Here is a 14692-nt window from a genome sequence, read left to right as displayed (position 1 = left end):
GTCGCCAACATAGTAGACCATGCCACCGTTTGCATTTGCATCAAAGGCGAAGGTCGGCCTATCGGTCTTCACGTTCACAGAAATGGTCACGTTCTCGGTAACTTCGAAGGCGCTTCCATTTGCATAGACAGCCGGTTCATCATCAGCGGTGGCGCTGGCAGCCGTTACGACAATGGGAGTTGCATCCGTGAATTCGAAGTTGTCAGCCAAGGTAAAGTCTGCAGAAATCTTCATGCCTGCAACAGCCGGAACAGACACCTGGTTGTTCACCAGAGCCAGCTCAACCTTGTCGGCAGCGGCATCGCCAAGAACCTGATACAGCTTCATGGTACCGCTGGAAGCATTTTCCACATCCACGGTCACCACAATCGGCTCTTCCGTAGAAGCAGTCCATACGGCATACAGGGTTCTTACGCCGGCAGCATCCGGAGCGTCAGAGGCCAGCACCTTAGAAACAAAGGCTGCGTCAAAGACCTTTACGCCGCTAGTAGCGTTGGCAGACAATGCCCAGCCATCAAGAGTCTTGCCTGCGCGGTAAATACCGGTGGGAAGAACGCGATCGGCTTCTTCTGCATCCACATTGTAAGTGGCAGTTTCGGGCAGAGCATTGTCGTAGAACACGTTGGCATCGCCGGCGTTTACATCAAAGGCGAACTTGTAGTTCTTCTGGATGACCGGAGCCATAATGGAAACGTTACGAGCCAAAGCAAAGGCAGCACCATCCGCCACCTTTTCCAGGGCTGCGGAATCGGCACCGTCGGCCTTAACAAACATATAGAAGTCATCGGTCAAGGTGAAATCTTCGGCCGGGCTAAAGACTGCAACAAGCTGCACGTCGTTCAAGCCCACAGGCACAACAAGACCTTCAGCAGGAACAACCATCGGAGTTGTGTTGTTGCCTTCTACAGCCTGGAAGATCTTCAGGGAGCCTTCTTCTGCGCTGTTGGCAGACTTAACTGTCATAGCGGTTTCGGAAGAAGCTTCCCAGTGTGCGTACAGCTTGAGCTTTTCAGGAACATCTCCAGTTGCAGCAGCAGTTGCTGCAGCTTCCAAAGTAGCATTGAATTCCTTATAGACCGGTGCGTCTGCGTCGAGAGTCATGGTCCAGCCAGTGACCTTGTGACCAGAGCGATACAGGTTCGTGGGAAGTTCCTTGTTGTCGGTCAGGTCGAATTCCTTGACGGATTCCCAATCAGAACCGTAGAACAGAGGATCTTCGGCATCGGCTTCCACATTTGCGTCAAGAACGATTTCGTAACCAGCAGCTTCAAGAACTGCAACGATCACGATATCCTTGTTCAGGCTAAACGTACCAACCACCACGTCAGCGGCGATTGTGGTTGTAATGGCGTCAGCAATTTCCACACCCTGCAGGTCGGTAGCCTTGAAGCTAACCACCTTATAGCCGGGCTTAGGTTCGTAGGTTACGGTAAATTCAGTTTCGGCGGCAACCGGAATCTGCATACCCTGTTCAACAACGTAGGGAACTTCTTCTGTACCCACGGTCTGAGCCAGGTGGAGAACACCCTTTTCAGACATGCCGTTCACAACAGTGTAAACCTGCGGGCCTTCGGATTCATCCCAACGGGCAAAGAGAGTTACAGAGCCATCGGCAGAAGCGGCCTTTGCCTCGATGTACTCGCCAACCATGTCGCTGTCGAAGGCGGTATAGATATTAGCATCTTCATCAGTAGAGAAAGACCAGCCAAGAAGCCTGATGTAGGAACGATAAATGTTCTTGGGGAGCTTCAGTTCGTCTGCGGCCATGTCCATGGAGTAGGTGGCAGTCTTCTTCCAGTCGCTTCCGTAGAACACATCTTCGTCACCGGCATTCACGTCGAAGACCACGGTCATTTCGTCGTACTCGACCGTAGCGCTCAAGTTATAAGAAACAACCTCAAGTTCATCGTCCGTAACAGCAACACTACCTGCGAAGGTGTAGGAGGCTACGTTATCGACAGGAGTGAGCTTGCTGTCGTTAAGGCCTTCGTTGACCGGTTCGCCATCAGCGTCAAGCAGGGCTACGTCGTAGGTTACAGCGGCGTCGACACTTGCGCCTGCACCAACAACAAACTGAACATCCATCTTGGCATCGGCAGGAACCGTAACGCCAGCTGCAGTGACATCCAGCTTGATTGCGCCCTGAGTCAAGACAAACTTGCCGCTGCTAGGAGCATTGCTGGAAGCAACCTTCACAGTCTTCGGAGCGCAGTCGGTAGTTGTCCAAACCGGGTAGAGGTTATAGACGTCGATTTCGCCAGCTTCGCCATCGGGGTCTGCAGGCGGAACAGTCTGCTTCTCAGGAGTTGCTGCTGCAAGTGCGGCAAAGAAGTCGTCGCCGCTCAGCTTGCTGAAGCCAACGGATTCGCCATCTGCAAAGGCCCAACCACCGAAGCAGGCATCGGTACGGGCAACACCTTCGGGGAACACTTCGTCCAGCTGCATATTATCCTTGGAATCAATCCATTCCGAAGTCTTGTAGACACTGGATGGGGCATTACCCATATTGAAGGCGAAGTTGTAAGCGGTCTTGGCGAAGGTTGCCGAAACCCTGATGGTGCTGGCCACATCGACTGCAGACGTCCAGGCAGCCAAAATGCTATAGATACCATTGTCATCGGGAGTAAAGGTCGTGCCTTCACATCTTTCGGCATCCAAACCATCAGCGCAAAGTCTTACAACAGAGACTCCTGCATTTTCGTAACCGGCGTCAGGAATAGCTTCTACACCAAAGAGATAGCTTTCACCCTCTTGCTTATAGACCAAGGTCACAGCGTCAGAAATGTCATGGTAGATTTTCTTGCCATCCCATTCCTGGTATACCTTCACGGAACCATGTTCCACATCACCTTGTTCAAGGTCGAACATCACCTGACCACCATCAAAGTTTTCATCCCACACGGCGTACAGTGTGGTGGGATAGTTTTCCTTCATGCTCAGGCGGGAAATGAGATCCGCATCAATTAAAGAATAAAGATCGATATCGACTACATCGCTTTCAGGAGTCAAGGACCAGCCCTTGAAATGCTTACCAACCCTGTAGGGCTGCCACGGCTTAGTTTCGTTCGCATCTTCCATGGTGAACGTCTGGGTCAGCAGAGCGTCTTCGGGGAAGTAGACTTCGGCAGAATCCGTTTCACCAATACCCAGGTCATACTTTACAAAGCGCGAACCAGGAGCGTAGTATTCCACGTCAATAGATGGACTGTCGTGAAGACCTTGAACAACAATCCCGGGAAGATACTCAGGATCGTAGTCCAGAAGAGTCGATTCCAGATTATTGTACTGATTACGGAAGCTATAGGTAATGCTCTTCACGACATAGCTTTCAAGAGGTTCAATCTTAATCTGGAAGGGAATTCCCTCTACAGTCGACGGAACCCTTGTATAGCCACCCTCTTTGAAGGGATACACATTTTCGCCGTCACCAATAACCTGAGACAGCGTTACAGTACCGAACTTACTCGATACGGTTATGGATTTCGTGCGAGGATTACAGGGAACCAATTCTTCAAGCACTAAGGTATTTTCAGTTCCGAGAGAAAGGTACTTCATCACCTCTTCTGTAAGCTTCGTTGCCGGGAAGGGCCATTCATCAGGCAATTCTTCCGGAGTTACACTGGGAGACCATCCGTAGCACTTATCAAGAGCATAGATCTTCGGGAAGTCCTTGTTTATATCCGCGGCAGAATAGGCCTGAGGCGAAGTCCAGTCACGGCCCCAGTCGTCCCCGGTAATGTACATACCTTCTTCAGGAGCTGTAAAGGAGACGTTATAGTCGTTAGAGATAAACTTGACGTAGAACGCGGCCATGTTGACCAGGTACGGGTTCAAGACCAGCTTCTTAGTGTCGTTGTCATAACCAAAGGGATTTTCCGGCTTGCCAGGAGCAGGACCGGCACTGTAGCCACTGGCTGTGGTTTCGTAGGATATATACTCAATATCGTAACCTGCATCGGGAACGAACTTCACATCAAAGTACAGGGTATCATTTGCACCCGGAATAAGGATGTTGTGGCTCCAGTCCTTATAGTTGGGAGAGCCCATGTCCATGATTCGAGACCAGGTAGACGTATGGGTAGACACATCGTCAACACCTGCACCATACTTCTGGGAGATTTCAAAGTGACCATGGTAATCAGCTTCGTCTGTCAGGACAAAGTCCTTAACGTTTTGGGACGGATCATCCTTGTCGTATGCGGAGGCAACGCCCAACATTTCCAAGTACATGGAAGAGGCTAGCTTTACATTGGCCTCAGCAAAGCCATACATCGTAAACGAGTAATTGCCATCTGCATCAGCAGTGCTCTGAATATATTTGTTGATGTAATCCAGTTTTTCAGTCTCAGTGAGACTGTTCAGTTCATCGGCTGTCTTTTCTCTAAGATTGTTAACGGTCAGCTGCAAGACGGAAATACCATTATCATCGTTTTCGTTTACACGCCATTGGACTTTCTGGTAGCTCTTCTCGCCTGCAACGTTCACGGCACCATAGATTTTCCTGGGGAAGTAAACATCATTGATAACATACTTCTTGGGGCAGGCGCCTTCTGCTGCGGTGCCCTTGGCGCATTCGGTTTCGGTTTCGTCATCACCATAGTAGACATCGGTGAATGCGTCCAGGTTGAACGTAACCGTGTAGGGAATCTTTGTAAGCACCGGTTCAATGATCAATTGAGACGTCAAAGTTGCAGCGGCACTTTCCATCAAGCGGCCCTTACCGATTGCAACAGAATCCATGTTCAAGGGTGTACCGGCATCAAGCAATTCCGTAGTCCATCCAGCCTCGTATTTCGAATCGTTGATCAAGGCCTGGAATTCATTCTTGCCTGCAAAGTAGGTGGGAGCGTCTGTCTTTGCCGGGGTAGCTCCTCCAATTACAAAGGAGGCCTTGTAACCGTCGTAAGTATAACCCGGAGCGACAAAGTCAAAGCTCAAATTGTTGGTCAAGGGGACGTAAACCGGATTCTTACTATCATTAATGGCAGCCTTTTCGTAGCTCAGCTTCTGAGGAAGAATCTGATCTGTTCCTGCGTTGTAGTAATTGATGTTACCGACCCACTTGTCATACAGTCCAGAAGAACGTACAACAAGTTGCGCACTGGCAGCGTTGCTCCTCGTGCTAGAGTTGATATAGACGAAGTAGAGTGGTTCTGTAGAGGGAACATTCCCTTTCACCAGATAGTCAATCAAGGCTCCATAGGTATAAATAGTTTCTCCAGCAATGATGTTAGATGCATCAAAGGCATCTTCTCCAGCAGCATTTACAACATTTGCAGTAAAATCGGTTTCTTTTATCAAAAGGACCGCATCATAGTACTGATTATCGATTGTATTCCAGAAAGTAGGCAACAACGTCCAATCATTTGAACCATCATCGGAAACCTCGTCCAATGCGGCGGACAAGAAGAAGCCTCCTTCATCGGAAGAATAGCATACCATTCCGCCATCATAGAAGCAATTCCTATACACAAACTGGTATGTTTTCTTGGGAGTAAGGGTATAAACCAGCGGGGCAGAGTAAGTTTCGGTAGAATTCAGCTTGTAGTCTGTAGTTCCAACCTTACCTACCCAGTAAGAATTATCGGCAACGGTCTTCATGTCGGCCACCAAAGCCGCAGGCAACTGTCCCTTGTTATTGGTATAGGCTACGACACCCTGACGCATGTAACTAGAGCGAGAACTACTCCAGTCATTTACAATATAGGAGTAGTATTCGTAGGGTTCATAGCGATCCAAAAGATCCTGCATTTCCGATGGCATAGGAGTTGTTGCGGCATCAGGATCATCTGCAGCTGCATAATCGCTAAATGCCGAAGACAGGTCGAAGACTACCGTGTATATGGGCAGGTTTTCGTCATCGGCAAAGCTGGGATAGCCTTCGTTAACAGCTTCACTGCGAGTCCATACACCATCAACAGTGTTAAAGACTGCTGCAGCTATATCGGACTTTAACACATCCTGAGAAACTTCTCCATTGACACTCGATCCATCCTTAAGGATCGAATAAGAATCGTTATCGCCCCATGTGCTTGTGTATAAATGGTTATTACGATAACCAAACGGTCCAGTCGAGGTTCCTGTTGAAGTACGAAGATTTAGGAAAGATTTGACACTTTCGTTGCCAATAGAAGCACTCCAGTTAGGAACACCTAGATGCCATTCGTCTTCAGTACATACACCGACACCAGTGATAACATCATCCGTGGTAATTCGATAAGTGGAATAAATTATGGTTTTGTCGTTAATAATGCATCGATCACCATATGACTCCGATGATCCAAGAATACCACCAACCCAGGCAGTCGTCAATCCATCCGGGGCACTATAGGTGATATTACCCTTGAGATACGTATTTCTTATACGAGCTCTATTATTTTCCGCAGTTCGACCGACAAGGCCACCGACGCTGGAGGAATCAATTCCTGCAACATCATCGGTTCCACACTTACCAAAATTTTCCGTAATGTCGGCTTCTACTACAGACTTGTTAATATCCACATAGCTATCGTCAGTTTTCTTTGCTTCGAAATAGCCCACAAAGCCACCAATGGCAGAACGCTTACCGCAACTGGGGTTTATAGCTCCACTAAAGTAGGAGTCTTCCATAACGGCAGAAGATCCTGAATACGCATCAGCACCATACAAATGACCGATAAAACCACCTGCATAGGCGCCCTTAGAAAGGGTTGCCGAAGTTACGGTATCTTTTGCAAAATTCGTTGCACCCTTGGTACCCTTTGCTGTAACCTGGCCATAGATACCGCCCATATAGGATTCTGCATCTATTTCGTTATTGGTAATCGATAAAGAGGACACCTTCATTTTTCTGGATATCATTCCATCACCAGAAACGAACATGTAGCCAGCCACACCACCCAGGAACACTTTTTTAGGATCCGTTCCAGTAGGCTGATCTGCTGCTGCAACATCAGTATTGATGGTCAAGTTTGTTCCCAAAAAATCTTCAATCGTCATCATTAACGTGTGTTGCACATCTCCAGAATAATCGCGAGAAGTCTGGGCAGCGCCAATCAAGCCGCCAGCAAACGCAGCCTTAGCCCCAACACCACTTTCCATCAAGTTATCTCTGGCACTATAGGACTCATACCCTGCAGCAGTAACAGTCGACTGATCCGTGGTATCACTGGTAAAGATGACACTGACGGAGGAAGCCTTAGGTTCAATAAAGCCAACCATACCACCGGCATAGGAGCCCTTAACCGTAACGCCAGACACCTTGGAGTTAGAAATGGTAACATCTGCGTTATGGCTTATGTAACCAATAAGGCCACCAGCATTTTTACCTTTAAGAGAATTAGTGCCCATGACTCGTGTTTTCATAATCGAAGTGCTATAAGCGTAGCCGTATGCATCTGCATTTATCGCTCCGGCAATACCACCTACACGGTCATAACTACTTTCACCTTCAACGGTTACATTACTTACAGTAACCCCATCAAGCACGGAACCGGGTTCAAGGAAACCGGTCAAGCCACCAGCCGTCCCAGAAGCAGCAGTTACAACAGCGCCATCTACAGTAACATTCACAGCACTGACAACACTGCTACCGTCAGAGCCACCCCAGGATTCAGCAAGGACACCCCCGTGTACACGGGCAGTCTCAAATGTGATATCCTTAAAATTAATGTTCACGGGGGCTGCATCATAACCATTACCGTAAGGAGACTGCGCAAAACCACCGGAAGTGTTGCAAAGATTCTTGATTTTGTGAGAGTCGCCATCAACCGTCTTGATGGAACTACTGATAAGTGCGGTAAAAGGCCTATTGCAGGAACCATCAGCCCCCATCTCACCAAAATCAATATCGGACTCAAGAACAAGCTTATCGGCAGAGGCGGAATTTTCACTGATAAAACCAAGGACACCACCACTTACATTGCGAGAGCTGACCTGCGCACTAGCATAGGAGACATCCAGTTCAGTAAACCAATCCTCAAAGCAAGTATAACCGTCGGCAAGCAGATCTACATCGGACTGTTTCAGCTTGATAGCATCACCATCCAGCTTCAAGCAGAAGTAGGTCTTGTCGTACGTATATTCCGTACAGGAGTAATCGGGATAGCCGGTGGGTAAGGAAATCTCTTCCCCGTGAAGGGTGCATTTGTAAACAATAGGATAATCACTATCATCCAAATCGCAATTTTCTAGGTTACTAAGTATGTTCTCATTGGCAACCTTGATTTCTTCTGTACCGAACGAATCGTAGGTTGGGAAACGACACAGGAACTTCGTCACCTGGCTCGTACCTTGCGCCATAGAAACGGAGGCGAAAGACGCCACCATAAGGGTTACCAAACCAAAGTATTCCGAGATCTTCTTCATAAGATTCTCCTTCACAAAACTCTTTTTACCGCACAGCAACGGTAAGGACTGGCATTGGCAGTCCGTGTAACATAACGGAAAATATAGCTATTTGTAAGAAATTCTTAAACAAGAAAGGCCGCCGGACATACGCCGACGGCCTATTCACCAAACAAAGATCTACTTGACCGAGAACCTGCGGGTTAATGTCTGGCTCCCCACCTGGACCTGCATAAAGTACTGGCCGGAAACCGGAGCCTTTAACGCAACGCTATTGGAGCCAGCCAGGGCGGTAAAGCGGCCGTTTGCCACGGTCTTGCCCTTGGCATCCACCAGAACGTAGCGGGAGGCGGCCCCGGCCAGGGCGGTGGACACATCCACCTGCATCAGGAGCTTTCCGGAAGCCTGAGCCATGGAAAGCCCTCTAATCTGGCGAGAAGAGGCAACAGCGCCTGTTTTTACTACACGGATGTTCACCTTTTTACTGATTTTAGCCAGGGCAACCGGGAAGGTTTCGCCCTCGCCCAGTTCCGCAGTCTTGCCATCGCTGGTCACAAGGAGCCTGTAACCCAGCTTGTTCAGCTCAGAAACGCCGGCAAAGGCGATTTTTCCGTCTCGGGAGCTGTTTGCCCCCACATTCAGGGTCCATTCGTACTCGTCTGCAACGTTTTTCACGGACTTGGCCAGCTTTTTCTTGCCGTCGGCAATGGTCATACGGACGTATTCACCCATTCCAAGGGGGGCCTTTTCCATGGTTTCCGGCTGGAGACCGGCGCCAAGAACGTTCCAGGAGTCCGTCTTGCCGTAGTTGTCGGAAAGGGTTGCCAGAAGGGTCCAGCTGGAGGCAGAAGCCTTGCGGGCGGCACCCTTACGCAGGGAGGCCACCTTCTCCATAGAGGAGAATTTCTTGTCGGAACTGATCTTTTCAAGGTCGAACAGCGGAGCCGAGGGCATAGACCACCTGGTTGCACGGTTCACCTTTACCCAAATTGCCTCGTAGGGGCCAAGAACCTTGGGAATGTCGTATTCGGAGGTTTCCGGATTCCAGCGCCAGAACTGCACGGAGTCACCGTTGTCGCTCTTGCCCTTGGAAAGGTCCACATACCAGTTGTAGGGGTTGGCAACCAGGTTCCAGCCGCTGAAAAGGCTATCTAGATCCCAGACGATGGAGGAGTCCACCTTGCCGGTAACCTCGCGAAGGACAATGGAACGGCCCTCGGATGTGCCATACCAGTAGCCGCGGGTTGCCTCCAGTTCTTCGCCTTCGTAGGCACGGTACTGCCAGTAGTCGCCAATGGGGTTCTGTTCGTTCCACCAGTAGAAGCTGGCATCGCGGCCCAGGTCCATCTTATTCATGTCGACACCGGCCATGGAAATCATCTGCCAGCTTCTTGCCATTACCGTAATCTCGGGCTGAACAAAGAAGCTGTAAGTAAAGCTATCTGCCGCAGAGTCGTTGGCCACTACCAGTTCAGCGGTATAGTTACCGGCGGGCAGACGCAAAAGGCTAAGGCTGTCGCTGTAGGTGCTGGTTTCCAGGGAATCGACCAGGATTTTGTCCATAGAGTAGCCATTGTCGCCAGTAACCACCAGGCGTACGCTTGTTGCCAGGGCCGGGTCAACTACAGACACCTTATAACCAACGAAGAAGGCATCGCCAGTAAGCACCATGGAAGAGTCTTCAATCATCTTCTCGGCAAACAGGTAGGAACTGCTGGAACTTTCGATTTCTTCGGAGCTGCTGGAGCTCTCGGGCTCGCTGCTGGAGCTGGACACAACCGCCGGCACATAGATGGGGCGAATTTCCAGGCTGTTCGTTACAACTCGGGCAGAATCGCTCCAGCAAACAAAATCAAAGCCTTCACGTTCAGGAACTGCAGGCAAAACTGCGGCGGCGCCGTATTCCACGCTCTGGGTTTCGCCAATCTGCTTGCCGTCAAAGTCATAGAAGGCTACGTCGTACTTTACCTTTACGGAATCATAAACCGCCTTCACTGTGGTGTCGGAAACAACCTTGCCAAGTTCCGGGCTCCAGCCCTTGAAGGTGTAAGCGTATTCCTTGGTGGCTTCGCGGGCGGGGCTGGCCTGACCGGAGAGATCCTTGTTGTAAAGGACATCGGTAAGAGCAGTCAGGGTGTCGCCCTTGTAGTCGAGCAGTGTTACGTTAAAGCTTGCGCTATCGTAGAGGGCGGTGATTTCCAAGGACTTTACAACTTCCTTGAAGGTCTTATCGCTCCAGCCCTTGAATACACGGCCGGCACTCACAGGGGCTTCGGGTTCTTCTGCGGCAGCACCGTATTCCACACTCTGGGTTTCGCCAATCTGCTTGCCGTCAAAGTCATAGAAGGCTACATCGTACTTTACCTTTACAGAATCATAAACCGCCTTCACTGTGGTGTCGGAAACAACCTTGCCAAGTTCCGGGCTCCAGCCCTTGAAGGTGTAAGCGTATTCCTTGGTGGCTTCGCGGGCGGGGCTGGCCTGACCGGAGAGATCCTTGTTGTAAAGGACATCGGTAAGAGCAGTCAGGGTGTCGCCCTTGTAGTCGAGCAGTGTTACGTTAAAGCTTGCGCTATCGTAGAGGGCGGTGATTTCCAAGGACTTTACAACTTCCTTGAAGGTCTTATCGCTCCAGCCCTTGAATACACGGCCGGCACTCACAGGGGCTTCGGGTTCTTCTGCGGCGGCGCCGTATTCTACGCTCTGGGTTTCGCCAATCTGCTTGCCGTCAAAGTCATAGAAGGCAACGTCATACTTGACCTTGACGGAATCGTAAACCGCCTTCACTGTGGTGTCGGAAACAACCTTGCCAAGTTCCGGGCTCCAGCCCTTGAAGGTGTAAGCGTATTCCTTGGTGGCTTCGCGGGCGGGGCTGGCCTGACCGGAGAGATCCTTGTTGTAAAGGACATCGGTAAGAGCAGTCAGGGTGTCGCCCTTGTAGTCGAGCAGTGTTACGTTAAAGCTTGCGCTATCGTAGAGGGCGGTGATTTCCAAGGACTTTACAACTTCCTTGAAGGTCTTATCGCTCCAGCCCTTGAATACACGGCCGGCACTCACAGGGGCTTCGGGTTCTTCTGCGGCGGCGCCGTATTCTACGCTCTGGGTTTCGCCAATCTGCTTGCCGTCAAAGTCATAGAAGGCAACGTCATACTTGACCTTGACGGAATCGTAAACCGCCGTGTAGGTTACCTCCCCTGCAACAGCGGTAACTTCGGGATCCCAGCCTACAAAGGTGTATTCGTAGGCTGCAGTAGCTTCACGAGAAACGTTGACCGGTTCCGGAGCCCAGGTGTCATAGGCAACCATGCTTGAACTAAGAACCGATCCATCGTAATTGGCAAAAGTCACTTCGTACTCAATGGCTTCATAAACGGCATTGATATTCAAGACCGAGGTAACGCTTTCAAAAGCGTAGGAATCCCAGCCCTTGAAATTGTAACCAACGAGAGTCGGAGCTTCGGGAGCAACTGCTGCACCCTCATAGTTCACAACCTGGGTTTCACCAATCTGGGTCTTCTGATCCTTGCCAAAGAACTTCACTTCGTAAGTATTGATTTCGTAGATTGCATTTACAGACAAGTCCGAATGGACGGTGACAACATCTACTTCTTCCCAGCCAACAAAGTGCCATCCAGCAAATTCAGGAACTTCCTCTTCTGTAGGGAATTCCAGGGAGGCGCCATCTTCTACATTCTTTTGAACAATGGTTTCGCCATCCTTGTCCAGGAAAGTCACTACGAGGGTTGTTGCATCGGGTTCAACAGCATCGTTCTTTCCATCAGCAAACAGAGGCAAATCGTTATTCTTGCCGGCAACGAATGTCCAGGCGTAAGTTTCGCCCTGTTCCTTGTCAAAGGCGCCATTCAAGAAACCGGCAAAAGAAGACTTCTTCATGTTCTCGCCAATTTCAGTACCGTCGTGATGCTTGTTTGTATAAGCCTTGTTTTCTCCATTACGGATATTGAACAAGATAAGATCGTTGGTCTTCCAGCTTGCGGTAAAACCGTCGTCGCTAAGATCCGTTTCGCTAATGACGCCAAAGGGATTTACGTCCAGATCATTTTCGCCATAGTGGTAGTTGGAACGAATGCTATAGCCATCAGCCTTCAAGAGGCCAAAGCCCAGCAAGTAGCCAACCTTGTTCACCCCGGCAGTAACGGAACCTACGGAAATATCACCAATGGTAAAGTTCGCTTCGAGCTTAAGGTTATGATTCGTATTGTGGAAACGGGCAACAAGGCCGCCCACAAACAGGGAGTCGCCTGCATACTTACCGGCAACAGAAATGCCACCGTTTACACCCACCCGTTCAATGGTTTCGATTTCGTGGCACTTGCCGCAAAGGCCGCCAATAAGCGTGGACTTGACATTTGTTCCGGCAGGCTTACTTGCAGCAGTTGCGTTATAGTCAATCAGCTTGCCAGCAGACTTTACCATGATATCGTTAAAGCTAATGGACTTACCACCTTCGGCACCACGGAATCGGCCAATGACGCCACCGGCAAAAACATAGCCTAGGCCGTCTTCTACAGAAATGTTACCAGTGTAGAGAAGGTTAGAAAGAGTGGCGCCCTGGTTTCCGGCTACATTCAGCGCACCAAGGATACCGCCGACGGTCACGGAATCGAACTGTTCATCGTTACCGGTCTTGATGTTGGTGGAAATTTCAACCGCGGAAGTGTCGTTCTTGATTCCGACTTCGCCCATGGCAAAGCAGCCTGCGCCGGCAATGCCGCCCACAAACGTCTGCACGTGGAGATCGCCTTCTGCGGCGATAGCGATGGAGCCCGACGCCTTGGAACCTGTAATAGAAACAAAGTCATCTTCTACAACGGAGCTAATACAGTCGTTGCTATACCCCAGGATACCACCTGCATAGTAGTGGTAAGCACCTGCAGTTTCAAGATTATCGTCAACAGTCACTTCTGCAGAGCTGTTCTTGATAGAAAAGCCCATGCGAGCAAGCGATGAATCGCGGCCCACAAGACCGCCAACTGCAATTATGGCGTCTGAGGCGGCGTTCTTGATTTCACCAGCAAAGGAGCTATTTTCAATTGTCACTCGACCCAAAACAGGGGAATTGTTCTCGTAGAAAACCGATACATAACCCACAAGGCCACCCATGGCGCTACCGCCGGAAATGCGGGAGGGAATGGATTCGTTCATCTTTTTCTTGACAAGCACATTTACGTTGGAGATTGTTTCAGTGGAAGCAAAAAGCAAGCCTACGGCGCCACCCAGGGCGGAACGATTTGCCGAAACGGAATCGTGAACATCTACCTTGACCGAGACTCCCGTAAGGGAGGGATCTTCGTTGGAGCGGATAACAACGCCAGCCAGGCCCCCAAGGAACACGCTGTACGGAGTAGCAAGAGAAATCTTCTGGGCATCGGTGCTGGCGGCGGTTTCGATATATTCAGAACCTGCGTAACCGGTAGTAATGAGCTGTGCGTTAGTAATGAAGATATCTTCATCACCAGAAATGTTCTGCAATGTAGTATTGATAGACGCGCCAACCACACCGCCGGCAAGAGGTGCCTCGAGGGAATCGTTGGCAATGGAAATGCTGTCAATGGTAGAAAGGATTGCAGCACCGGCCACCGCACCTACGGGATAGTAGTCGGCACCATCGTTGGAACCGCCCTTAACAACAACTCGAGCGTGATTAAAGTCGATTCTCTGAACCACGGAATTGCTGACGGACTCGAAAAATCCAACAGGCTTATCCATAGTCGATCCAACATAGCACATGTTGGAAATCTTTTTCCACTGACCATCGAAAACCGTATTTTCGCGGAAGGGCAGCGGGACATGGTTGGCAACGCACTTTCCGGCAGTAGAAGAAGTTTCTCCCAGGTCGATATCGTTACCAAGGCTCAGGTTCTTTGCCACCATGGCATCGACCCAATGGGTCTTGAGCATCTTGTAAAGATTCTCAGGGGTGGATTCTGCCGAGGCAACGCAACGCCCTGTTGCAGAAAATGCCTGCTGCCAGCCAAAGCCGGAATAACGGCCGATTTTGCCGGTACCGTCGGCTGAATGGTAGGAATTGTTGAAGTATACGGCCCAGCTTGCGTCTCTACAGGTATTAACATCCTGGGTCAGGACCAAGGTGGAGTCGGCGGCACCAAAACCTCCGAACATGGGGTAACTGATACCAGTCTGGATAGAAACCAAGTTATAATATCCACCCGCGGCAAAAGCCATGCCCGAAACCAGGAGCATGGTAAACAAGAACAAACTGATTTTTGCCTTCATAAAACCCTCTAGTATACTTTTCTTTACTAAAGATATACACAAACCCCTTATTATGGCTGTGTTTTACGTCAAACCGGAATATTCTGTGACGAGGAACAACCACCTGTTT

General features: G+C 49.9%; 2 protein-coding genes. Both read right to left on the bottom strand.

Annotation, left to right across the window (positions count from 1 at the left end; genetic code table 11):
* Window positions 1–8346, bottom strand: an 8346-nt coding sequence (locus MJZ26_05700; GenBank protein ID MCQ2105267.1) for a hypothetical protein, incomplete at its 3' end; no start/stop codon positions are given.
* Between the two features lie 159 nt (window positions 8347–8505).
* Entirely contained in the window at window positions 8506–14583 is a 6078-nt protein-coding gene (locus MJZ26_05695; protein MCQ2105266.1) for an InlB B-repeat-containing protein, read from the bottom strand.
* Window positions 14584–14692 lie beyond the last annotated feature (109 nt).

Origin of the sequence: Fibrobacter sp., from assembly GCA_024398965.1 — a bacterium.
Classification (GTDB): domain Bacteria; phylum Fibrobacterota; class Fibrobacteria; order Fibrobacterales; family Fibrobacteraceae; genus Fibrobacter.
This window is presented reverse-complemented; position numbering and strand designations above follow the sequence as displayed.